General features: G+C 49.7%; 20 protein-coding genes and 1 tRNA gene. 9 read left to right on the forward strand and 12 right to left on the reverse strand.

The window, feature by feature from the left end; all coding sequences use genetic code 11:
• Positions 1–107: 107 nt before the first annotated feature.
• On the reverse strand, positions 108–806 hold the full coding sequence (locus ACFQRK_RS19615) for an NUDIX domain-containing protein (protein WP_379009743.1): 699 nt from the start codon (positions 804–806) through the stop codon (positions 108–110).
• Between the two features lie 228 nt (positions 807–1,034).
• On the opposite strand from ACFQRK_RS19615, the gene pfkA reads away from it, so the two are divergent.
• The 3 genes from pfkA to gap are packed head-to-tail and all read left to right on the forward strand — an operon-like array spanning position 1,035 to position 3,865.
• A complete protein-coding gene (gene pfkA, locus ACFQRK_RS19620) occupies positions 1,035–2,018 on the forward strand; it encodes a 6-phosphofructokinase (protein ID WP_379009745.1) in 984 nt (327 codons plus the stop codon).
• On the forward strand, positions 2,015–2,863 hold the full coding sequence (locus tag ACFQRK_RS19625; protein ID WP_379009747.1) for a hypothetical protein: 849 nt from the start codon (positions 2,015–2,017) through the stop codon (positions 2,861–2,863). Before pfkA ends, ACFQRK_RS19625 begins: the two co-directional genes overlap by 4 nt.
• Positions 2,864–2,869: 6 nt before the next feature.
• Complete coding sequence (gene gap, locus ACFQRK_RS19630; protein ID WP_379009750.1) at positions 2,870–3,865, forward strand: type I glyceraldehyde-3-phosphate dehydrogenase; 996 nt, start codon at positions 2,870–2,872, stop codon at positions 3,863–3,865.
• A gap of 73 nt (positions 3,866–3,938) precedes the next feature.
• On the opposite strand, the gene mnmA is transcribed toward gap, so the two are convergent.
• Entirely contained in the window at positions 3,939–5,027 is a 1,089-nt protein-coding gene (gene mnmA / locus ACFQRK_RS19635) for a tRNA 2-thiouridine(34) synthase MnmA (RefSeq protein WP_379009751.1), read from the reverse strand.
• Positions 5,028–5,214: 187 nt separating this feature from the next.
• Here mnmA and ACFQRK_RS19640 point away from each other — a divergent pair.
• Positions 5,215–5,287, forward strand: a tRNA-Phe gene (locus ACFQRK_RS19640).
• A 71-nt stretch (positions 5,288–5,358) separates the two neighbouring features.
• On the opposite strand, the gene ACFQRK_RS19645 is transcribed toward ACFQRK_RS19640, so the two are convergent.
• Positions 5,359–6,315: a homocysteine S-methyltransferase family protein gene (locus ACFQRK_RS19645; protein WP_379009752.1), complete on the reverse strand. Its 957-nt coding sequence runs from the start codon at positions 6,313–6,315 to the stop codon at positions 5,359–5,361.
• A gap of 338 nt (positions 6,316–6,653) precedes the next feature.
• On the opposite strand from ACFQRK_RS19645, the gene ACFQRK_RS19650 reads away from it, so the two are divergent.
• The 3 genes from ACFQRK_RS19650 (at position 6,654) to ACFQRK_RS19660 (ending at position 8,385) form a co-directional block, all read left to right on the forward strand.
• A complete protein-coding gene (locus ACFQRK_RS19650; protein ID WP_379009754.1) occupies positions 6,654–7,475 on the forward strand; it encodes a DUF6597 domain-containing transcriptional factor in 822 nt (273 codons plus the stop codon).
• Between the two features lie 69 nt (positions 7,476–7,544).
• Positions 7,545–7,913, forward strand: coding sequence for a VOC family protein (locus ACFQRK_RS19655; RefSeq protein WP_379009756.1), 369 nt, complete (start codon positions 7,545–7,547; stop codon positions 7,911–7,913).
• A 46-nt stretch (positions 7,914–7,959) separates the two neighbouring features.
• On the forward strand, positions 7,960–8,385 hold the full coding sequence (locus ACFQRK_RS19660; protein ID WP_379009758.1) for a hypothetical protein: 426 nt from the start codon (positions 7,960–7,962) through the stop codon (positions 8,383–8,385).
• Here ACFQRK_RS19660 and ACFQRK_RS19665 read toward each other — a convergent pair.
• Positions 8,345–9,046, reverse strand: a complete 702-nt coding sequence (locus ACFQRK_RS19665; RefSeq protein ID WP_379009759.1) for a hypothetical protein — start codon at positions 9,044–9,046, stop codon at positions 8,345–8,347. The genes ACFQRK_RS19660 and ACFQRK_RS19665 overlap by 41 nt on opposite strands.
• 143 nt (positions 9,047–9,189) lie before the next feature.
• A complete protein-coding gene (locus ACFQRK_RS19670) occupies positions 9,190–9,522 on the reverse strand; it encodes a hypothetical protein (protein ID WP_379009761.1) in 333 nt (110 codons plus the stop codon).
• A gap of 116 nt (positions 9,523–9,638) precedes the next feature.
• On the opposite strand from ACFQRK_RS19670, the gene ACFQRK_RS19675 reads away from it, so the two are divergent.
• Positions 9,639–10,967, forward strand: a complete 1,329-nt coding sequence (locus ACFQRK_RS19675) for a DUF389 domain-containing protein (RefSeq protein WP_379009762.1) — start codon at positions 9,639–9,641, stop codon at positions 10,965–10,967.
• Positions 10,968–11,134: 167 nt separating this feature from the next.
• Entirely contained in the window at positions 11,135–13,501 is a 2,367-nt protein-coding gene (locus ACFQRK_RS19680) for an ABC transporter permease (protein WP_379009763.1), read from the forward strand.
• Positions 13,502–13,517: 16 nt separating this feature from the next.
• Here ACFQRK_RS19680 and ACFQRK_RS19685 read toward each other — a convergent pair whose 3' ends face one another.
• The 7 genes from ACFQRK_RS19685 to ACFQRK_RS19715 form a co-directional block, all read right to left on the reverse strand.
• On the reverse strand, positions 13,518–13,676 hold the full coding sequence (locus ACFQRK_RS19685) for a hypothetical protein (protein WP_379009765.1): 159 nt from the start codon (positions 13,674–13,676) through the stop codon (positions 13,518–13,520).
• Positions 13,677–13,687: 11 nt separating this feature from the next.
• On the reverse strand, positions 13,688–14,521 hold the full coding sequence (locus tag ACFQRK_RS19690) for a universal stress protein (protein ID WP_379009767.1): 834 nt from the start codon (positions 14,519–14,521) through the stop codon (positions 13,688–13,690).
• A 268-nt stretch (positions 14,522–14,789) separates the two neighbouring features.
• The gene (locus ACFQRK_RS19695) at positions 14,790–15,635 is read right to left on the reverse strand and encodes a hypothetical protein (protein WP_379009770.1); all 846 of its coding nucleotides are present in this window, start codon (positions 15,633–15,635) and stop codon (positions 14,790–14,792) included.
• Between the two features lie 10 nt (positions 15,636–15,645).
• On the reverse strand, positions 15,646–18,978 hold the full coding sequence (locus tag ACFQRK_RS19700) for a TonB-dependent receptor domain-containing protein (protein ID WP_379009772.1): 3,333 nt from the start codon (positions 18,976–18,978) through the stop codon (positions 15,646–15,648).
• Positions 18,979–19,140: 162 nt separating this feature from the next.
• The gene (locus tag ACFQRK_RS19705; RefSeq protein WP_379009775.1) at positions 19,141–20,103 is read right to left on the reverse strand and encodes a FecR family protein; all 963 of its coding nucleotides are present in this window, start codon (positions 20,101–20,103) and stop codon (positions 19,141–19,143) included.
• Between the two features lie 62 nt (positions 20,104–20,165).
• A complete protein-coding gene (locus tag ACFQRK_RS19710) occupies positions 20,166–20,783 on the reverse strand; it encodes a sigma-70 family RNA polymerase sigma factor (protein WP_379009777.1) in 618 nt (205 codons plus the stop codon).
• A gap of 52 nt (positions 20,784–20,835) precedes the next feature.
• Positions 20,836–22,698 (reverse strand): DUF4153 domain-containing protein, encoded by a 1,863-nt coding sequence (locus tag ACFQRK_RS19715; RefSeq protein ID WP_379009779.1) that lies wholly within the window; start codon positions 22,696–22,698, stop codon positions 20,836–20,838.
• Positions 22,699–22,869 lie beyond the last annotated feature (171 nt).

A 22,869-nucleotide genomic window follows, 5' to 3' on the forward strand; every position in this document is an offset into this window, starting at 1 on the left:
GGTTATGACACAATATTTACAAACTGATCCGCGACAAAGAAAGAAGCCGGCAGTGACAACCCTATGGCAAGGCCATTGGAACGAAATTTAGATTGTGTAATAAGAGGCTACCGCGCAAATGTTAGCTCATTTTGAAACACTTTCGCATACTTACGCTTGTCGAGTTTATACAAACGTGCAGCACGGTAAGAAACCCCACGCTGAAATTCGGGCAGTTCTTTTAAAATATTATAATTAAGCATTTTCTTACGAAAGTTCCGCTTATCCAATTTCCGGCCCCATATCGCTTCGTATAGCTGCTGCAGTTGGGTGAGCGTAAATTTCTCCGGCAACAATTCAAAAGCAATCGGGCTGTAACTTATTTTGCGCCGTACTTTGGAGATGCTTTTATCGATGATGTGCCTATGGTCAAACGCCAATTCCGGCAAATTGTTCAACGGATGCCAAACCGCTTGCCGGGCATAGTCGGTTACCGGCTCCGGTTGGCTTTTTAAATCATCCAAGCGCAGCAGGGCGTAATAAGCCACTGTAATAATGCGCCCTTGCGGATGCCGTTTCAAATCACCGAACGTATACAGCTGCTCCATATAGATCCCTCTCAATCCAGTGTGCTCGTATAAAATGCGTTTTACGGCATCATCGATGGTTTCGTTGTGTTCGACAAAAAAACCCGGAAGTGCCCACCACCCTTTGAAAGGGTACTCGTTCCGCTCAATAAGCAATAGCTTCAATTCCCCTTCGTGAAAACCGAAGATTACGCAGTCCGTGGTAAACGTGGATTGTAGATGTGGTAAATTTGATTGCAATGCGTTGACTATTTGTTTTACTAATTGATTTATTTTATTAACTCCCGCCTTAAATCTTGTCCCTCAACAGCAGCGGTGAGATCGATTGTTCGCTTGTATATAAAGGCGAATTTATCTAAGTTTGCACACTTAAACCATTCAAGTTGAAAAATAAATCTTGAAAAATTTAATAGTGTAGCAAATACACACTATATTCGTGCTGCTAATTTACAAAAGATTATTAGAAAAGTGCAAAGCATATCAAAAGTAGGAATATTTACTTCTGGCGGAGACGCTCCCGGCATGAATGCCTGTATCCGGGCGGCGGTGCGGACAGCTTTACATGCTGGCAAATCTGTCGTGGGTATTTATCACGGCTACCAGGGAATGATTGATGCCAATTTCCAGGAAATGAGCAGCCGGTCGGTAAGCAACATTATTCAGTTAGGGGGTACCATCCTCAAAACCGCCCGGTGTGAAGCATTCCGTACACCTGAAGGCCGTCAGCAGGCCTACAACAACTTGAAAACGGCGGGCATCGACGGACTGATCGCCATAGGCGGTGATGGAACCTTCACCGGAGCTGAAGTATTTTCGCGCGAACACAACATTCCGATCGTTTGTGTACCGGGCACAATTGATAACGACTTATATGGCTCAGATTTCACGCTGGGTTACGACACGGCCACCAATACGGTCATTGAAGCGATTGATAAAATACGGGATACGGCTGCTTCCCATGATCGGTTGTTCTTCGTAGAAGTAATGGGGCGCGATTCAGGCTGCATTGCACTGAATGCCGGTATAGCGGGCGGCGCCGAGGCCATACTCCTGCCCGAAAAGGCAACGGCCATCGAAAACCTCTGCACCCAATTGGAAAGTGCCGCTAAAAGCAAAAAATCGTCAACCATTGTCATCGTCGCCGAAGGAGAAGAAAACGGTGGCGCTTACAATGTGGCTAAGGAGGTCAAATCCAGATTTGACTTTTACGATACGAAGGTAACCATTTTGGGACACCTCCAACGGGGCGGTTCGCCCAGCAGTTTCGACAGGGTGCTTGCCAGCAGGCTTGGCTTTGCCGCAATAAGGCACTTGCTTGCCGGGGAAACCCGTGTTATGGTGGGCCTTCGCGGGAATGAAATTAAGACCACCCCTCTTGAGGAAGTGTTGAACAAAAAGGTATTCAAGCTCAGTGAAGACATGCTTGAAATGATGGAAGTGTTGTCTATATGATCGCAGTAGTTTTCAGCGGGTCTAGGTTTTCGGATTGGCGGCTGGCGGATAAAGGAAAAATCGTCACGGGCTTCCGCATGATGGGGATCAACCCCTATCTCCATGACGAACGCTTTATTCTCCAGTTGCTCAATAAAAGCAACAACCTGATCAACTACGCTGAACAGATCAAAAGAATTTATTTCTTCGGAGCAGGATCCTCCTCACTGGAGCGGAAAGATAAAATCGCCGCCGTGTTAAGACAGTTCTTTATCCATGCAAAGGTTACGGTGGATCATGATGTTAAAGCGTCTGCGCTTTCTACATTAGGCGACGAAAAAGGGCTTGTCGGCATTTTAGGCAGCGGTTCCAACGCCGCTTATTTCAACGGTAGACGCACGACAGACAACAACTTCGGACTGGGGTACATCTTATCCGACGAAGGATCGGCTAACTGGATTGGGCGAATGCTGCTAAAAAGCTTTCTCCACGAAACCATGCCGACTGACCTCCGGGAAAGATTTGTCGAGCGCTATCCCCTGGATCGGAAAATTATTCTGGATAAGGTGTACAATCAAGCCAACCCCACCCTTTTCCTCACGTCATTTGCCGATTTTGTCATGGAGAACCATAAGCACCGTTTCATAAAACGGATGATCTATCAGGGTTTTACCTTATATGTCGAAACGTATCTGCTCCCGTTGACCAAACAATACCCAAATATGGCCGTTAACTTTACGGGCAGTGTGGCTGCGGGATACGAGGAATGGCTGCGGGAGGTTGCCGATGGGTATGGAATCTCCATCGGCACGGTGATCCGGGAGCCGATACACAATTTACTGAAATACTATTTAAATAAAAATTAATATAAAATGAAAATTGGAATCAATGGATTCGGCCGCATAGGCCGTCTGGCATTCAGGGCAGCCGTAAACCGCCCGGGTGTTGAAATTGTTGGAATCAACGACCTCGTAGACCCCGATTACATGGCGTACATGCTGAAATATGACTCTACACACGGAAGGTTTGACGGCACCGTGGAAGCGAAAGATGGCAATCTTGTCGTGAATGGCAAGACCATCCGTGTAACGGCCGAAAAGGATCCGGCAAACCTCAAGTGGAACGAAGTGGGTGCAGAAGTAATCATCGAGTCTACGGGCTTATTCCTGACCCAGGAAACTGCACAAAAACACATCGACGCGGGTGCCAAAAAGGTTGTTATGTCTGCGCCTGCAAAAGACGATACACCTACTTTCGTAATGGGTGTGAATCACACACAGCTGAAACCCGAACAGACCATTGTGTCTAATGCGTCATGTACAACCAACTGCCTGGCACCGCTTGCCAAAGTGCTTAACGACAAATTCGGCATTATTGAAGGATTGATGAGCACCATCCACGCGGTTACGGCTACGCAGAAGACGGTAGATGGCCCCTCCGTGAAAGATTGGCGCGGAGGACGGGGTGCCTATCAGAACATCATTCCCTCGTCTACCGGCGCTGCTAAAGCCGTCGGACTGGTATTACCCGAATTGAAAGGAAAATTGACCGGCATGTCTTTCCGTGTACCGGTTCCTGACGTGTCTGTTGTGGATCTTACTGCCCGGCTGGAAAAACCGGCTACTTACGAGGAAATCAAGCAAGCCTTCAAAGAAGCTTCTGAAGGCGAGTTGAAAGGCATCCTTGGTTATACCGAAGATGACGTCGTATCGGAAGATTTCCGAGGAGATGCACGCACGTCTATCTTTGACGCCAAAGCAGGGATTTCACTCAACGACAACTTTGTGAAAGTCGTTTCCTGGTATGACAACGAATGGGGTTATTCCAACAAATTGGTCGACTTGGTTGAACTGGCGGGCAAAATCTAACGAGACACCTGTCAATAAGTTCACAAAAAGGCTCCGGCTGCATGCCGGAGCCTTTTTTTATATCGGAGCCTTTTTACATCAAAAAGCCGCCGCCCAGCAAATCATCACCTTCGTAAAACACTGCGGATTGTCCGGGAGCAATCCCCTTCACCGCGTGATGAAAATCCACCTTCACCCGATCGCCTTCCTGAACAATCGTACTGGTCATTCCAGCATCTTTATAACGGATTTTGGTCACCGCTTCAATCGGCTCGGTAATTGACGCATATTTTACGAGGTTTACATTTTTTACGTAGGCCCCTTGACGTTGCAATTCCTGTTCATCTCCCAGCACCACCGTATTGCTTTCCGGCAATATCTGCGTAACGAATATGGGCCGTCCCAGGGCAATGCCCAGCCCCTTGCGCTGGCCAACCGTATAATACGGATACCCCTGATGCCGCCCCACCACCGTGCCGTCCGTCAACACAAAATTACCAGGCCCGATCCGCTCATCTATGTCTTCCACGCGATGGCGCAGGAAGGCTCGATAGTCATTGTCCGGCACAAAGCAGATCTCGTAGCTTTCGGATTTATTGGCCAATTCCAGCTGCCCCATTTCCGCCGCCATTTGCCGAATTTCCATTTTCGTGAAACTGCCAAGGGGAAATTGCGTCCGCGCAAGGTTTTCCTGGGATACCCCCCAAAGTACGTACGATTGATCTTTGTGTGTGTCTTTTCCCTTAGAAATGACATACCGGCCGTTGTCTTGCTGGCGGATATTCGCATAATGGCCCGTCGCAATGAACTCACAATCCAATTTGTCCGCGCGCTTGAGAAGTGCTTCCCACTTGATATGGGTATTGCAGAGTACGCATGGATTGGGGGTGCGGCCGGCTAAATATTCGTCCACAAAATTGTCGATCACAAAATCACCGAATTCACCGCGGATATCCAGTATGTAATGCGGAAATCCATAGGACACGGCTAACGCCCTGGCATCATTGATGCTATCCAGGCTACAGCACCCGGTCTCCTTGGACGAGCCACCCGAAGACGCATAATCCCAGGTTTTCATGGTTAGCCCTATGACTTCATACCCCTGTTCGTGGAGCATCACGGCTGCCACCGAACTGTCCACTCCCCCACTCATGGCAACCAATACTCTTCCTCTTTTACTCATCGCTATTTATGAAAATGCAAAGATACAGCTATTTTTTGTACCGCATTGTTTTGGGGTTGTCATTTTATCCCGAACGTAATCAGCGGCTTGGGCAAATTCAGTAAACAATTTTCAAAAAAAGTTTTCTGAAATGAAAAAAGGCGCTACATTTGCAATCCCAAAACGGTGGTAACCACCGATACAAAAGGGTACCATAGCTCAGTTGGTAGAGCAAAGGACTGAAAATCCTTGTGTCGCTGGTTCGATTCCAGCTGGTACCACAAGAAACCTCTTATGCAGATTGCTTAAGGGGTTTTTCGTTTTGTATGGTGCTCGTTATAAATCAGGGCCGTTAGGCGGACTGTTCAGGAAGATGCCTTACCTGACCGGCAATGGCTATAACGTGCTCTTCATCGGTACCGCAGCATCCGCCGAATACGTTTAGCTGACTGAAAACCTCTTTTAGCCTCTTATGTTCGATGGCCAGGTCCTGTGGACTTCCTCTATCCAATTCGATCGCTTCATCCAATTCTGCATGGCTTTTGCAGGACGCATTTGCCCGTAGGCCCCTAATGCGCTTTGTCCAGTGCTCGTTCCTGCCCGATTCCAATTCGTTGAAAAAATGGTTTGGGTGTGCACAGTTGATCATGAAGTAAAGCGGAGGCTGGGCCACATTTTTGTCAACTTGGTTAATAGCTTCCTTAAGACTCATTCCTGTTGGCAGTTTGCCATCGGTTTCCACGGTGAAGGAAATTACCACCGGAAGACCAACAGCCGCCGATGCAAGGGCAATTCCGATGGCTTCTTCCACATAATTCATGGTAATTGCCGAAACCATATCGACCGGGGTCCGGCTAAAAACCGCTATCTGCGCGGCATGGTACTTCTGTGCTTCTTCGGCGGTCATTACGTGTTCCGGCACATACCCGTCACCGCGTGGGCCGACGCATCCGCTGATGACAATATTGCCGATATCGTTTTCAAACTCCTTTTTTAGATCGGCAAGGAGTTGGACGGCTTTTTCGTTCACATCCGCGATAGCCGATCCGGGATATCCGATCCTTTCGATCCAATCCGGATTCGCTCGCCAGGTAGGGCTTTCCAGGATGAACCCCATCCCGAACTCCCTGGAGATGTTCAAATAGCGTCTGTAGTAATCCCTAAGTACATGATAACCCTTTTCATCTTTCAAGAGATCAAAGGCAGCAAAACAGGGCAGCTCATAACCCTCAAGGAAAACCAATGTCGTTTCCAAGCCTCCGTCGGTTAAATACAGATCGGCAGTCCCATTCGGTAATACGGTATTCATATTAGCCATATATAAAACATATATAAAAAAGGTTTTGATATGCTTGACGGCTCGGCGAAGGAGCGGATACATGGGACGAAAAGTTCTGTTCAGACGGAGCGTCGCCGATGCGCTTTCTTGGTACCAATTTACAAAAAAATTGAATAACAAAAAAACACGCGTAAAAAATGCCGAGGCCTTTGTCCACGACGCCATAGCGCGCTGACCAAATCGGCAAGCTGTTGAAACGGATTCCTGATCATCTGCGCGAAAGCCTTTTTTATTTTGGCATCTTGATCACAATTATTTGGATACCTGTCTTTTCTTACGCTATCTTTGATACATATACCATCCCATCCATGAACTATCAGACGTTTCAACCCGACTCAGACCTCGCATCGCTGGTTAAATGCTACTGGACCTTGGAAGTTCCTGCCGAATACCCTTCCGAAAAGCAGCGGATTGTCCCCGACGGCTGTATCGAAATGGCATTTATTCTCGGCGACGATATTAAACGGTTTGTTTCTGAAACCGATTTTATCCGTCAACCCCGGGCCATGGTTCTCGGACAAACCGTCGAGCCCTTCTATATTCAGCCGATGGGTTATGTCCATACTTTTGCCGTCCGGTTCTACCCGTATGGTTTCGCGAACCTCGTAACGACACCGATCAGCAGACTGGCAAACAAAGAAACGCCCATAGTCGAGCTTTTCGGTCAACCAACGGCCGATGAATTGGAACAAAAAATTACCCACGCAACAACCACCCAGCAGCGCATCGAGATTGTCGAGCGCTTTTTGCTGACCAGGTTGGGTGAGACCGATACGATTGACGCCATCGTAAAGAACACCGTCGACCTGCTGTTCGTAACACGTGGGAGCGCTTCCATCCAAGCTATCCTCCAAGGCGACCTATCCAAACGCAGGCAGCTCGAGCGGAAATTCCGGAAACAAATCGGCATGAGCCCGAAGCAATTGGGCAAGGTTATCCGGTTACAGACCGCCCTGAAAATGGTCCTGGGCAAAACGAACGGCACGCTTACGCAAATTGCTTATGAAAGTGCCTACTACGACCAGAATCATTTCATCAAAGACTTTAAGGAATTTACCGGAACCACCCCGAAGGAAATTCTGCAAGATGACACCTTGATACTTTCTTCTCTTTTTTATGCAAAAGACTGACGTGTCGCATTTTTACTATTCTGTTAGTTTGGAGCATGCTAATTTTACAGCTGATTAATATCGGTATATATGAGCAATTTAATTTCAATTGTAGAAATCCCTACCGCTGACTTTCCAAGGGCAGTAACATTCTATCAGGCGGTAGTAAACGTCAGCATTGAAGAAGTAGACATGGATGGCATACAAATGGGCGTGTTTCCAGGTGGCGAAGGAATGGTAAACCTTGCCCTGATAAATGGTGCCAATTATAAGCCCTCCGCAGACGGCCCCATTGTATACCTGCATGCGGGAACCGACTTGCAACCCATGCTGGATAAAGTTTTGGCAAATGGCGGACGGATAATCGTTCCGAAAACCGAAATCGGCCCCGAAATGGGTTTCTTCGCAATGTTCATCGACACGGAGGGAAACCGGTTAGGCCTGCATTCTTCACACTGAAATTCCGGAATTTGGTGGTTGTTGCCCGAAATCAATACACAAGCAAATGGAGCAATTCGATCGTTCAACTGACGTCCTAATCCGTCACGCGGGACAAGGCCGCACGTATGACTGCGGAAGCATGACAGCTGTTTTCAAGGCTGACGAAAGTGAAACCGATGAAAAATACAGCATTTCCGAATGGTGGTTGGCGCCCTACGCGGGAGGAGTCGGCGCACACCAACATGAAGATAATGAAGAGGTGTTTTACGTGCTCGAAGGAACAGTCGCCGTTCTGATAAACGACAAATGGAAAAGTGCAGAAAAGGCTTTGAAAAAAATATGCCCGGCATCGTCAAATGGTTTGAAGAAACGGATACCGTCTAGTGCGCTACAAAAAAATCAGGCAGCGGAGTTCCAATCGTCCGCTGCCCTCGCCAAAGCTGACGCGTCTAATGCGCGTGTCCGTGCTCGGCGTGAATTTCGAATTTAAGCTCGAGTACATTTTCACCGGCAAACGCTTCGGCATAATCGGTGCGGTTCCAGTCGGTGCGTTCGATTAACGCTTTTACGCCGGCATCCAACTTGCGCAGTACGTAAGTCACTGTTTTCGTAGCACCTTCGTTATCATGGCCAATGGTGAAGTAACTCAAAATCCCTGTGGTCTCGTATTTTCCGTCCACGGGGGTGCCGTCGCCATAGGCTTGTTCCCTGGGTTGGAAGATCGCACCGCTTTCGTCGTCGGAATCCGGATTCAGGATGAAATCTCCGCCGATAAGGAAGGCCTTGTAATTCGCCGCCGTTCCTTTGTTGACAATGAAATCTTGCTGTATTTCCTTCCCGGCGTAATCCCAGGCTTTCAATTCGATTTTGTAAACGGCATCGGCTTCCAGGTGAAGGTGTCCGTTAGCGGTAGCAACACCGTTTTCATCAAATGGGATAACGATTGATTCCCCTTCTGTACCACCGTCCAATCCATGAAAATGGTCACCATGAGCTTCTACGGATTCACCGCTTATTTCGGTGAGAATCAGTTCAGATCGTTGAATGCCCTGAGGAAGGGGCTGGTCGCCCTCATCTTTGTTGCAGGAAGCGATGGAGAGTACAGTAAAGCCGACAAGGGCCCATGCAGCGAATTTGTTTTGTTTTTTCATATTCGTGTTGTATATGTTATGTGTGATTTGTCCACCGACGATGCCATAGAGCAGCAACGTAATATGCAATATGGCTGATAAAAAAGTCCGTGGAAAACTGAAACCAAAGAATTAACTGACCGATGAGTCGGCCGATCAGAAACTTATATCGGGTTGTAGACCGGCGGAGGCCCTTTATTGGCATGCCGACGCCCCGATTCTTTGCGAGGAATCCCGCATGGGGTTTGCCCAAGCTGTACATTCACAAAAGCCAGTAAAATGGCAAACGTCAGGGACAGCCGGAAATCGACCTCCTTGGGAGTATAATGCACGTAGAACTCGCATAAGCCGCAATGCGGCATATCGACCTCACTGCCGTTATCCAAACAATTAACCGGATACCGGCCGTTCACCTGGGAATGGTAATGGATGTGAGTCGCATATACAATGGGTATACTGAGGAGCGCCAGGGCCAGCCAACCGGCAACAACGGACATACATAGTTTCGGTATACGTATACAGCGATTCATTATTTTGCATCAAAGTTGCATTAAAATATTTTGTTTTGCAACTTTATTGCAATTACAGTTCCATTTGTTCCAGTTATGAGATTATGCTACTTTCGTTCATGGAGCTGCGTAAACTGAAAGCCAAGTTCAACATCCGATCCGAACAAGAGGATTATGATGTTATCCACGACACTGTAGAAAAGGGCATTTTTTTTAAAGGCACAAACCTTTGGATCTTAATCTTCGCCATCCTGATTGCCTGTGTAGGCCTGAATGTCAACTCGACCGCCGTCATCATAGGTGCCATGTTAATCTCTCCGCTTATGGGTCCCATTCTGGGGATGGGATACAGTCTGGCGACTTACGATTTTACGTTATTCCGTAAGTCCTTGGTCAATTTCGGGTTTGCCGTGGCATCCGGCTTGGTGGCCTCCACAGTATATTTTTCGGTTACGCCACTTGGGGAAGCACACTCCGAACTCTTGGCCCGTACCCAGCCGAATATATACGACGTCATTATTGCGCTGGCAGGCGGACTAGCGGGGATTATTGCACTCTCGAGCAAGCAAAAAGGCAACGTGATTCCCGGGGTCGCTATCGCCACTGCACTTATGCCACCGTTATGTACCGCCGGGTATGGACTGGCAACCGGCACATGGAATTATTTTTTTGGTGCCTTTTACTTGTTTACGATCAATACGGTATTTATTGCGGTGGCAACGTTACTCATTGTCCGCTTTTTGAAATATCCGATTTGGCATGGCGTCGATGAAAACATGAAAAGGGCGGCAAATAGATGGGTTAGCATCATCGCGACGATCACCGTGCTGCCAAGTATTTATTTCGGCTATATTTTGGTCCAGCAAGAACGGTTTTCCAGAAATGCTCTTTCTTATATTCGCAACGAAACCCACATCCCTGGTGACTACCTTCTGAAATCCGAAGTAGATCCCGCTAAACGTTCCATCCGCTTAATTTATGGCGGCCGATTGATCCCCGACAACGTCAAACAGGAGGTGATTGCCAAAGCGAAGCATTATGATCTGGCCCATAGCAAAATTACGATTCAACAGGGCTTCTCGCTTGAAGATGAAGCGGCAACCGAAAATTTGCTGGCCATAAACTCGCAGCAGACCGAAATTGACAGGCTTCGCTCTGAGCTAAGCCGTACATTGCATATGCAAGACAGCACTGCACAGCGCAAACATCTGGGCAGGCAGTTACTACAGGAACTTAAGCCTTTATATCCAGAAATAACGGCTTGTGGCGCCGCCGATCAAGTAATTTACGATGATTCGCTAAAAGCGCATCGGTATTTTGCTTTGTTTTTGGCGTCAACCGACCGTAGAAAAACCCTTGCGGACCAAGAAAAGCTAGCCGGATGGTTCCAATCGCGACTGAATGCGGACTCCGTCAAAGTTTATGTGGAGTAGTAGCTCGACACGCCGGGTGTCCGATAACGTACATCCCCTGTCCGATAACGAACATCCGCGACCGTAACTAAACCGCCTAAACCGCCTCCAATGAACCTAAAGCGATGTTTTAGCCAATTGGCCCGTTTCCTGTAACAAAAGGTAAAAAATATCGACGTCAGTAAATCATGCTTAGGAATTATCTCAAGATTGCCCAGCGCAACCTTTGGAAAAGCAAAGGGTATTCGGCACTTAACATCGGCGGATTGGTTATGGGTATGGCGGCAGCCATGCTCATTCTGCTGTGGGTACAGCATGAAGCTACCTTCGACCAGTTCCATACGAAGCGAGATCGGCTCTATATGGCCGGCAACCAAACAGTCATCAACGGCGAAACGCAAACCTGGTTTTTCACGCCACAGCCACTCGGCCCGGCGCTGACCAGCGAAATCCCGGAAGTTTTGCGTACCAGTCGCCAGCTCGAACTCGGCGCCTCGGTGCTCTTGAGAGTCGGCGAAAACAGGCAATTGCCCCGCGGCTATGTGGTAGATTCCACGTTTCTGTCGATGTTTGATCTCCCGTTGCTGGTGGGCAACAAAAAAGCCGCGCTTCACAACCCGTCAGACATTGTTATCACCGCCGCACTCGCCGAACGCCTATTCGGCGATACCGATGTTTTGGGCAAAACCATCCAACTTGACACGGCCAAATTGGCGATAGTCACGGGTGTACTGGCGGACATTCCCGACAATTCCCGGTTCCGTGACATTGATTACCTGGTACCTTATGCGTTCTTTGAGCAACTGGGATACGCCGATAGCTTTTGGGGAAATAACTCGGTGACGACGTACGTCGAGTTGGCGCCTACTTCCTCCGGGGAGGCGATGAACCGCAAAATCCGCGATATCGCGCAGCGCCACAGTAAGGACGTCAAGGGCACCGAAGTGTTTTTGCACCCCCTGCGTGACTGGTGGCTCCGGTCGCATTTCGAGAATGGGCAAATAGCGGGAGGCCGCATCGAGCAGGTCCGCCTATTTGCGATCATTGCCGGATTTATCCTACTGATCGCCTGTATTAACTTTATGAACCTCAGCACCGCACGCAGCGAAAAGCGCGCCAGGGAGGTGGGGGTCCGTAAGGTGGCCGGAGCCAAACAAGGGTCCATCATCCGGCAGTTTCTCTGCGAGTCAACCCTCCTCGCTGCAGTGGCAGGCGTGCTGGCCATTGGCATTATCCAACTTGCCTTGCCGGCATTCAACACACTCGTCGAGCGGCAATTGGTTATTGACTTCACCAGCGTTCACTTTTGGCTGTATTTCACCGGCTTCATTTTGCTTACCGGCCTGCTGGCGGGCAGTTATCCGGCATTTTTCCTGTCGCTGTTCAACCCCGTCGCGGTACTCAAGGGATCATTTCGCAAATCTCAAAGTGCGGTTACGCTCCGCAAGGTACTGGTGGTCGCACAGTTTACCATCGCCATCATTCTCATCGTGAGCACGGTGGTCGTTCTGCGGCAAATCCAGTATGGCAAGGAGCGCGAAAACGGCTATGACCGCAGCCACATAATCTATTTACTAGAACAAGGCGAGATGGCAAAGAACATCCAGCTTATCCGACAGGAACTGCAGGATGCCGGCATCGCTGAATCGGTGACGCGCACGCTCTCTCCCATTACCGAGGCCTGGAGCAATACCTGGGGCATTGGCTGGTCGGGAAAAAATCCGGAAGACAAAACCGTGTTCGACCGACTGTTTGCCGATGAGCATGTCGTGCGAACCATGGGATTGAAGCTGGTCGAAGGCCGGGATCTCGATCCCGCCACCTACCCTACGGATTCAGCTGCGGCACTGCTCAACGAATCGGCCGTAAAAGCGATGGGGTTTGCGGATCCAATCGGCCAGATCATCACGGACAACGGCCGGAACTGGCAGGTAGTTGGCGTCGTGAAAGACTTTATCCTGGGCTCGCCGTTCAGTCCCGTAACCCCTACCGTGATTGAAGGTGCCCACGGATTCTTCAACGTGCTGCACATCCGGTTCAATCCCGACCTGGGTACAGCAGAAGCATTGCGCAAAACGGAAGATGTCCTAAAACGCCATAACCCGGACTACCCGTTCACCTACACGTTCGTCGACGAGGCCTATGCGCAGAAATTCGCCGAGACGCAGCGCACGGGCACCTTAGCGACCTTGTTTGCGGGGCTTACCATACTAATCTCGTGCTTGGGTCTGTTCGGCTTGGCCGCATACATGGCCGAAAACCGCACCAAAGAAATCGGCGTGCGTAAGGTACTGGGGGCTTCGGTATTTTCCATCACCAAGTTGCTTTCTATCGAATTCGTGGTACTGGTACTGATCGCATGCCTGGTAGCGTTTCCAGTCGCCTACTGGGCGGCGGATCGGTTTCTGCAGGATTTCAGCTACCGGATATCCCCGGGCTGGGAGGTATTTATGCTGTCGGGTCTGGGCGCCCTCTTCCTTGCGGTCGCCACGGTGAGCACGCAGGCCATCCGTGCGGCGTTAGCCAATCCCGTGGAAAGTCTCAGGGACGAGTAAAACACAGCAAAGGTATTTACATTTGATCATCTTCATGCTGCTCCGGCTTCACATCGGAGGCATTAACCGCTTTTTCAAAATCTTTCCGGTCTTTCCGGTTCTTTTTGATTAGCCATACAATCAAAACAATGACCAGCACTAAGACTAAACCGATGATGAGATAGTTAGTATCCATAGCAAAAAAGGTCATTCAGATCTCAGCAGCAATAACGGTAACCGGGTATGATGTGCAAGTTTTTTGGTAACGCTCCGATGGAACAGGCTATCGAAAAAACCGCGGCTTCTAGGCATAGCCAACACCAATCCAGCCTGCTGAGTGTCCGCAAATGCCATAATCCCTTCCGCAACGGATCCATGTTCGATATAATAGTATTCAGGTTTCAGGTGATTCAGCTTTTCGTGAAGTTTATATTGTTCTGGAATCACATCACCAGCCATTCTTGAATCCGTAGTTTCAACGTTCAATACCAGTAAACGGCAATCCAATTTTTCGACGATCTCATCAATCAGGTGAGTGGGAATGGTTTCGTCCACATTTTTCAGGTCGCACGCAAATACCGCTTTGGTGATGGGTGTGAATTCCGCCTCTTCCGGCACAATCAAGACGGGTGCCCGGCAACTGCCGGCCAATAAAGCGGTATGACTGCCCACCAGAAGTTTTTCCACACCGCCCTTACCCGTCATTCCTGCTACGATCAGTCCTCCTCCGTACTGTTTAAGCAACTGCTCTACTCCGGACAGTAATGGCAAATCGTCGGTAACACATTCGACGGACACCTGATGGGCCATTAGTGGCGAAATCTGTGATTCAAGGATTTTTAACGCCCGAATACGGTCTTCATGTGCAGACGCAAGTTCTTCCGGTTCTGGTAGGGGCACCTCAGTTATGGGGGTGGCCACTGAATACGAGTGATACAATACCAACGTGCGAACCCCTAATGGGCTACTTATTGCGGCAGCATATTTGGCTGCATGGACCGAAGATCCAGAGAAATCAGTCGTGACAATAAGGGTTTCCATAACACCATAGCTAAACCTACTCTTTCAAAGTTAGTAATATTCTTCCACCAACGGATGGGTCAATGCAAAACTTCACATTGCGTTAATATATCACCGGCTGCTTACGCCCTCCCCCCAATCGAGCAGAGCAATTGACGATAACACACAAGCCATTCTTGAGGAATGCATTGTCAGTATGCCCAATTAATGAAGTGGCTGGCTCCCATAAAGCCAGCCAGCCACTGGATCTCAACAACAAATCATCGGTCTGGAGATATGCCGGCATCCATTAATCCGCATACAATACTTTGCTCTGTATTTCATAGAAATCATCCCCGTTTTTTATGAAATGCGGTGCCTCTCCCCAGCCCTTTTGGGTAACGAAATAGAGCGTGAACACATTCTTCATAGGCAAGGGATCCATATACATCGGCGTAAAACCCGTGGTGGTCCAGTAATCGGTTCCGCCGTAGTTCAATAAGGGTTGTCCCGTAACTCCATCGATAAATTCAAATATATATTGGTAATCCGTTACGCCATCCGGAACCCCGTCCGGCAAGAGCACATAGGACGCTTCTTCGACTGCCTTGGCAACGTTTTCGATCACACCTACATCCGCGCGGATTTCATTCCAGTTTTCGTCATAGTACAAGACAATTACCTTCACATCGGTTTGGGAAAACGGAATTACGTCCTGTGCATAGTTAGCCACTTTGAGTTTGATGTACCCCTCCGGTGCAGCCTCTTCTCCGGCTTGGGCATTCACCGGATCAATAAAGGTAACCGGCGATTCCAGGGTTGGCTGGAATAGGTAAAATACCTGTTCCGCACCGGGGATCACATCGATAAGGGTATCGGCGACAATGCGGTCGTTCCGGGTGTCGTAAAATTCAAATCTCCCTTCCCCTTCCACTACTTTGATTTTGCCGTCTCCTCCCGGACTCCATTCAATCGGATAGCCGTTGTACCTGGCCGCAATATAGATCGCTTCGCCGTTATCCCTCAGGGCGGTCTTGTTGGCGTCAAAGGAGACTTCCACAAATTCCCGGAAGGGTTTCACGTAGTCACCCTTCTCGCAAGCGACTGATGCGATTAATAGCAACATCGCGCCGCACAGTTGTTTTATTCGCTTCATTTTTCGGTTCTTAAAAATTATAAGTCAATGAGAGGCTAAAGCGACGGCCTTCCTGCCTCCGGTACATGATCAAGTCTCCGTCCGCCTTACTGTAACCATTATCTCCTTTCGCGCGGTTGTACGAGAGGCCGCCCGATTGGCTATCTGCCTGCTCGTACCCATACGTATTCACGTAATAGCGGGTCCATTCGTCCAATAAATTCGCTACGTTAAGCTTAATTTCCGCTTTCCGCTTTAGAAAACGGGCATACACCTGCAGGTCCAGTTGCCGCGGCGCCAATTCGAACTCGATATTCCGGGGATCTTTCCGGATCAGATGCGAACGATATCCGCGGTGATTATAACCGGCCGTTGCGCCAAAACGGTCGCCCCAATACCCCAAGCCGAGGTTCAAGAGCCAAGGCGACTGACCGATCAGTGGACGGTCCAAGCCCGGCACCCGTTCTTTGAAGCGTTCAATGACACCGTTTTCTACCGTGCGGAATTCCCAGGGCCCCTCGTAATTTACCTTAGACCAAAGTAGGGTCCCATTGGCATACACAAAGAGGTCGGCCAGCCAGGGCTTATCCGCTACCCATGAGAGATTCTTTCGCATTTCCATCTCCAGACCATAGTTTTTCGCCGATTCCATATTGGCGAAGACGTAGTAGCTTCCATCCTCAAAAGACGGATTATTCACCAATTCTATCGGCTTATCCAGATACTTATAGTAACCGGTCAGCGAAATGATTTCTCCCGGACTGGGGTACCATTCCAATCGTAGGTCGGTATTGTCGACAAGGGTGGATACCACGTCCTGGCCGGAGACGTTCGCGTCCAGTTCGTAATCGTAAAAGCCGAAAAATGAAGTCTCCCGGAAATCCGGGCGAATTGCTGTCTTCGAATAACTGGCCCGTATGTTAACCGTGTTGCTTAGGTTATAGGTCGCATTGATCGACGGCAGCCATCGCCAGTCTTTTTCACCGCTTTCTTCCTGAAATTTCAGGTAATCGGGAATTTCATTGCCGTAGCGGCTACGAAGCAGTTCGGCTTGCCGATTACTCAGGTCGTAGTATTCAAACCGTACGCCATAAACCAAACGGAGCTTATCCCAGAACTTCTGGTCGGCCATCGCATATAAGGCATGCGAGTTCATATCACCGGTAAAAATCCGGCCACCGATGTTCTCGGCGTAGTAATAGGCCTGGCCCGTACCTGACCCGATGTTTTCCGGCGCCAGCAGTACCTCATAGGGCTGTTCGATGTTGGGCAGTATTTCGCCAGCCGCTGCTGAACGGGTCATGGGCAGCATCCGAAAGACATCCAGGCTTCGCTTCTTGGTCCAGGCCTGATATCCTGCCTTAAGAACGGTGCTGACCGCCGAACCCGTACCAAACGTCCGGGAAAAATTGGCCGCCCAGTTGTAATCCTCCTCATCAATGTGTGTCCACATCCGTGAATCCAGTGCCACCGTATTGTTCGACCACGAAGAATGCCGCAATAAATTCGGTTCTTGGAAAAAATATTCGCCGCCAAGGATTGCGGATAACCGATACTGAAATTTCCGTTCATCCAATATTTGTTGCCCGATCTTATTGTAGGTAAGCATTCCCTCAAACTTGATTGACCAAGGCAATAGGTATTCACCCGTCAATTGATGTTGCTGCAACGACATGGCCTCCGGCAATTGGTAAACTTCCTTGCGAATGCCGTGCGTAATGTCCCGATAATCCAGCCGGACCGCTTCGTTGTAATTGTCACTATACGTACGGGCATACATATTCTTCGATGCAAGCTTAAACCGTCTTCCCTGTAGCCCCAGGTTGCCTACCAAACCGCTGCTGCTGTTGAACCGATAGGATTTGCCTGCACCGTTATGCCCATATTCCGTGCTATCCATATAGCTCACTCCATAATTGGATCCGCGTACGTTGTTGAAATGAACGATATTCTGCTCATTGCGCAGGCTCCCGCTGGCGGCAAATCCGAATCGGAGGTCATTTTTCAGTGTATAAACCCGGCCTATCGCCACGCGGGCATTGGCATTCGGCTTTCCTGTATAACGTTGCAGCATCAACGGTCTGTGATCGAGTCGCCTCGATTGCGCCATCGCGTCCAGGTCGTTATATTTCAAATCCGGTCGGTCAAAACTCAGAATAGCGTCGTTCAACTCAGGATCATCCAAGACCATACCCGGAGGAGCATCCAATTGCGTAGCCCGATTGTGCCAGTACCAAGGCAACAACCCCTCTGGCTGTTCCGCTGAGCGGTCGAAAAAACCAAAATACTCGCTGGTATGGCGCTTACCAAGCCGGTAAAAGTCCTTACCGGTCGTCTGACTATTGCCGCCGGTACCCAAACTGATGAGCGTAAAATTTTCAGTGGGGATATCCAGCGTATTGATGGACACCTGCCCGCCGGAGAATTCGGACGAGACATCGGGTGTGGCCGTTTTATTGACCACGACGTTGCTAACCATCTCCGTGGGGATAATGTCAAACGAAAAATCCCTTCGGTTCATGGACGTACTGGGAATGACGATGCCATCGAGCATCGCTTGATTGTAACGATCGGACATCCCCCGAACCACGACACTCTTGTTATTGACGGTCGTGAGCCCTGAAATACGTTTAAGAACCTGACCCATGTCGTTATCCGGCGTACGGCTAATCTGCTGGGCGCTGATTCCATCGGTTACCGATGCGGCGTTTTTCTGTTGAGCATAGAGTCCTTCCACGGACGCGCGTTTATAGCCCGCAGTAACCGTTGCTGCCTCCAATGTAGCTGTAGCCTGTATCAGGGAAACCGGTAAGGGAGTGGTTTCTCCGGCTTCCACCTTCACATCGGTAATGCGTTTCGTTTGATAACCTACGTAAGACACCTCTACCGTATAGGTACCTACAGGAAGGGGCAAGACGTAGCTGCCATCCACACTGGTCTGTGTGGCATTTCCACCTTCGAGGATCTTGATGGATGCCCCCGCAAGGGTTTCCCCCTGTGCACCAGTGACCTTACCTCCAATACGGCCGGGACGCTGCTGTGGCCACGCTGCTGCTACGGCGATCAACGAGCGGTTCGGGCTGAAAGTCAGCTGATGTTCACGTGCCAGGCGATTCAGGACGTCGTACAGCGTTTGATTTTTGACCCGGATGGTAATTCCGCCCCGGTTGCCAAGGGCTTCGCTGTAGACAAACGTGAATGAAGATGCCGCTTTCAGATCGGCCAACACTTCCTTCAGTTGGGCTTTTTCGCGGTCGACACTAACGATGACCGACTTGAGATTTTGCGACCTGACTCCGGAAGCCCAAGCAACACCGGCAAGACTCAGGGTGATGACAACAACAAGAAAAACAAATCTTGACATTATCCTTAATCGTTTGTTTATATTTCTTTTCCTAAACTTGTACATTCGTTTATACATGATTTTTCCTTACAATGTGATGAATCGTGAAAGCGTTCAGGACGGGGGTGTGCGAGACCTCCGTCCTTCTTTGGTCTCTTTTTCCTACATATACACTCCTTTCTTCTATTCGTGAATACTGATTTTTTTTCCCTGGATGCGATACCGGAAGCCTCCGGCCACGGAAAGGGAGTACATGATGCGGTCGATAGGTTCGCCCCTGGGTTCAATGGACAACCGTCGATCGGCAATTGAAGGCGATTCGATCGTAATCTCCACGTCATACCGCCGCTGTAATCCGCGGCAAATCGTTTGCAACGGAGCGTCCTTAAAAACCAACTCGCCACGCCTCCAGATCTGGTAATCTTCCGGATGCACCCGTTGCCGCCGCATTTCTTGCAATTTCTTATCGTAGACTAACTGATCGCCGGCCCCCAAAATCTGTGGATGATCCATTTGCCCGGGGGCGGTTACCTGTACCTTTCCGGATTCGACCATCACCTCGGCTTCCGCATCGTCGCCGTAACTTGATACACTGAACGACGTGCCCAATACGTTCACGCTTAAGTCGGCCGATTCGATCGTAAACGGACGGGATGCATCGCGGGCAACGTCGAAAAAGGCCCGCCCCTCCAAATGGACATCGCGGCCGGTCTGCCCGAAGTTGCTGGGGACGCGAAGGGTGCTGACTGGGTTTAACAGCACGACGGTGCCATCGGGTAAAACCAGCCGCTTTTGTTGAGCACGTGTGGTGTGCACCACCTGGTAGCGGACGGGTCCGGATGTACGGTCCCGATCGATTTGCTGCTGCCAAAGCGCAAGTGAAAGCAGCAATACCGCCGCCGCGGAAATCCATCCCAACCCACGAAATATCCGCCTCGGCCGTTTGCTGGCTGTATTGCGTGCAACGACAGCTTGATGCATACGAAGACGCCTGGCGGCTACCTCGTTTGGCGCAATCCGCTGCGGCTTCACGTCCAAACGAGACAGCCAACGAGCCGCCAATGTAATTTCTTCTTCGGTTGCCTCGCCGGCGTCAATTCTCCGGAACAATTCGGCTATGGGATCTTCTGATTGCATATCACCCATAATATCCCGGTAAAGGGTAAATGGCCTACAGGCGTTGGATGAAATTTAGGTTAACTTTACGTTTACAAATTAAGTAACCACCAGGTAAGAACGAGCCCAAATGTCGTGGGGTGGTGGTTACCTGCCGTTTTTCGAACACGCAACATAGCCCGTTCAAGTTGGGTTTTGACGGTTTGCGGCGATATTTCCAACTTTACCGCAATTTCTTTCACGGTTAGCCGCTCAGCTTTATTCAACCGAAAGATTTCCCGCATGCGCTGGGGCATCTCGCCGATCGTCTGGTTCAATGCATCGCATATTTCTGCATAATATTGCTCGGCCTCCCGGATGTGTTCGTCGTTCATTGCACAATCAAGCGTGTGCTGTTGTTTCATGAATGCCGAGAAATCCTGGCGATGTCGCTCCCTGGATCCTTTGTCGCGAAAATAATGGGCAATCTTGAACCACAGCCTATTGCGCAGCCAGTTCGCGGGCGGGTTTTCGAAGTACAGGGTATCGCGGATTTCCCAAAGTTCGATAAAAAGATCCTGCAATAAGTCGCCCGTATCCTCGGCATGACCTATACGGCGATAAGCCAGATCGTACAGCTGTGTCCAATACCGCCCGTGCAATTGCTCGAATGCACGGATATCCGAATTACGTATCGCTATGATCAGTTCCTGGTCCGAAGGGCTTGCCACGGCGCAAAGTTAGCGCCTTCGTGTTAAGGAAACGTTAAGGTAGTAAGGTCTCTCATCGTGCTCTTATTAAAATGGCGGCCGCCTTTGTCGTGGTGATGCTGTCCAGGGGCGCCTTGGCGGAGGAGTCGTTTTCCCCCCGATTAAAACCCAGTTCATTGAAATGGATTTCCACATCATACTTATCGAGACTGAAACGCGTAGCCAGACCGCTTACCTCGATCGCCTCTGTCGTAAAGAGCTGATCCGCGTATTGCGCATACACGGAATCGACAAAGGCAGTGAAATTGTGACGAAAAACCGTATCGCCGTCCGGACTGTATAGCGAAACGGTATTGGAAATACTATCTATTTGCCGACGGGAAAGGTGGTTTGGATAATCACTTCCGACTTCCAACCGCAATGAATCTGCACCCAATGCATATTGCCTTTTTGCATACCCGGTCCCCATATGAACCATCGGAATGATGTAATCATATCCGCGGATGTCATAGACCTGTTCGTAGCCCGACCGACCGTCGCCCAACCGGGTAAATGTAAATCGTTTGCTGCCATCGTCGTCTTCAATAACGTGTGCAAATAACCTGGCAAACTCGGACTCGCTCCCCCATTTATCCGCTAGTAAGCTATCTACCTTTACCTTCCGGTCATCGGGTATTTTGGCCCGGATGACGTGGTGCTGGTTACGGGTGTTTAGGTACTGAAAAACATTGGCAATTTCATTCAGTGCGGAACGCTTCACCGGTCGGTCAAAGTCAATTTTTCCCGACGTCAGGGCTTCCTGCGTCGCCAACAACCGGTGGAAACGGCTACTTTGACTGTTGAATGATACGCTGAAGACATTCCCGAACGGCGTCAATAAGCTCAGTGCGCCGACCACCAACAGACTTACCGGAATGGTTTTTATCTCATTTCGCCCGCGAAACAACTGATACACGGCGATGCCCGATAACCAAAGCGCCAATAATAGCACATAGTAACGATTTTCCGTGAAGCCATATGCGGCCACGCGTACGCCGATTGCCACAAAAAGCAAGGCCAGCAGCGGCAACAGCGTCAGGTAAAAGCTCCGGGAAAAGAAACGGACCCATACTTTTTCAGTAACCTCGTATAGAGGATCAAGGAGAAGCAGTGATAATACCCCCAGAAAGCTATACGCCAGCACAAGGTAACTCACCCATCCTTTAGGCAGATCCCATTCCACCACAATCTTGATACCGTAGCTATACAGGATCACGAGGTAAATGACCAACAGGGGTACCAGTATATACTGCACGAAGAACCGCAGCACCGGCGGATAGGGTGCACTTTGCTTCAATACCGCCCACCCGTCTTTTGAAAAAAGCGCATAGATGAGGCTGCTTCCCAAGATTAGGACCGTCCAGGCCAGCCGTTCCCAAAAAACGCTGCCCACGTCCAGGCCAAAGAGGTTTTCCACGGCTACGACGGCCAGTGCTAAGCCGCCCCAAAGCACTACGGTGAACACAGCTGTCTGCACCAGGTTGATAAATAAGCTCTTGTTATAAGACCAAAAGCCATCTGTATCGCCGCGTTTTAAAAAGGGCCCGGTTGCTGCCAGTAAATGAAAGCAGATCGAAGAAACGCCCAGAATGATTGCGGTGACCGGTCCGAATTGCGATCCATCGAAATCCGGAAGCAGCACATAATAGGCGGCCAACACGAGAAATCCGACGATCGGCAGCGGCCACTTTATGCGATAGCGTTGCTGGATGAGGTGCAATGCAAACAACAGGGAAATGCCCAGCATACCGACAAACCCCAGCTTGAGCAGCGGCTCGGAGGCCGACTGCGATCGGTCGATGAATGCAGCGGTAGCCACGAGCGCTACGAGCAGCGCTCCGTAATACTGGCGTATTGCACGTGCAATATCCGTACCCAATGCCTTGATTTTATCCATCAACACCAAAGGTAGTTAAAATGCCACAGCATAGGCGATCCGAATTGGTTTTTAAACCTGCTGCTCGCTAGCTGGAATCCGCTGCACGTCGCTTGCATCTCCACAAGGCTTGCGCTGAGCTGTAACCATCATTTAGGATCGCTTTGATATGCAATGCAACTGGAAGACTCG

Origin of the sequence: Parapedobacter sp. GCM10030251, from assembly GCF_042666505.1 — a bacterium.
Taxonomy (GTDB): domain Bacteria; phylum Bacteroidota; class Bacteroidia; order Sphingobacteriales; family Sphingobacteriaceae; genus Parapedobacter.

Bases quoted from the DNA above. Each gene is read 5' to 3' on its own strand.
- ACFQRK_RS19625 (WP_379009747.1), top strand. From the start codon at position 2,015: ATGATCGCAGTAGTTTTCAGCGGGTCTAGGTTTTCGGATTGGCGGCTG.
- gap (WP_379009750.1), top strand. From the start codon at position 2,870: ATGAAAATTGGAATCAATGGATTCGGCCGCATAGGCCGTCTGGCATTC.
- mnmA (WP_379009751.1), bottom strand. From the start codon at position 5,027: ATGAGTAAAAGAGGAAGAGTATTGGTTGCCATGAGTGGGGGAGTGGAC.
- ACFQRK_RS19645 (WP_379009752.1), bottom strand. From the start codon at position 6,315: ATGAATACCGTATTACCGAATGGGACTGCCGATCTGTATTTAACCGAC.
- ACFQRK_RS19650 (WP_379009754.1), top strand. From the start codon at position 6,654: ATGAACTATCAGACGTTTCAACCCGACTCAGACCTCGCATCGCTGGTT.
- ACFQRK_RS19655 (WP_379009756.1), top strand. From the start codon at position 7,545: ATGAGCAATTTAATTTCAATTGTAGAAATCCCTACCGCTGACTTTCCA.
- ACFQRK_RS19660 (WP_379009758.1), top strand. From the start codon at position 7,960: ATGGAGCAATTCGATCGTTCAACTGACGTCCTAATCCGTCACGCGGGA.
- ACFQRK_RS19665 (WP_379009759.1), bottom strand. From the start codon at position 9,046: ATGAAAAAACAAAACAAATTCGCTGCATGGGCCCTTGTCGGCTTTACT.
- ACFQRK_RS19670 (WP_379009761.1), bottom strand. From the start codon at position 9,522: ATGTCCGTTGTTGCCGGTTGGCTGGCCCTGGCGCTCCTCAGTATACCC.
- ACFQRK_RS19675 (WP_379009762.1), top strand. From the start codon at position 9,639: ATGCTACTTTCGTTCATGGAGCTGCGTAAACTGAAAGCCAAGTTCAAC.
- ACFQRK_RS19680 (WP_379009763.1), top strand. From the start codon at position 11,135: ATGCTTAGGAATTATCTCAAGATTGCCCAGCGCAACCTTTGGAAAAGC.
- ACFQRK_RS19685 (WP_379009765.1), bottom strand. From the start codon at position 13,676: ATGGATACTAACTATCTCATCATCGGTTTAGTCTTAGTGCTGGTCATT.
- ACFQRK_RS19690 (WP_379009767.1), bottom strand. From the start codon at position 14,521: ATGGAAACCCTTATTGTCACGACTGATTTCTCTGGATCTTCGGTCCAT.
- ACFQRK_RS19695 (WP_379009770.1), bottom strand. From the start codon at position 15,635: ATGAAGCGAATAAAACAACTGTGCGGCGCGATGTTGCTATTAATCGCA.
- ACFQRK_RS19700 (WP_379009772.1), bottom strand. From the start codon at position 18,978: ATGTCAAGATTTGTTTTTCTTGTTGTTGTCATCACCCTGAGTCTTGCC.
- ACFQRK_RS19705 (WP_379009775.1), bottom strand. From the start codon at position 20,103: ATGGGTGATATGCAATCAGAAGATCCCATAGCCGAATTGTTCCGGAGA.
- ACFQRK_RS19715 (WP_379009779.1), bottom strand. From the start codon at position 22,698: ATGGATAAAATCAAGGCATTGGGTACGGATATTGCACGTGCAATACGC.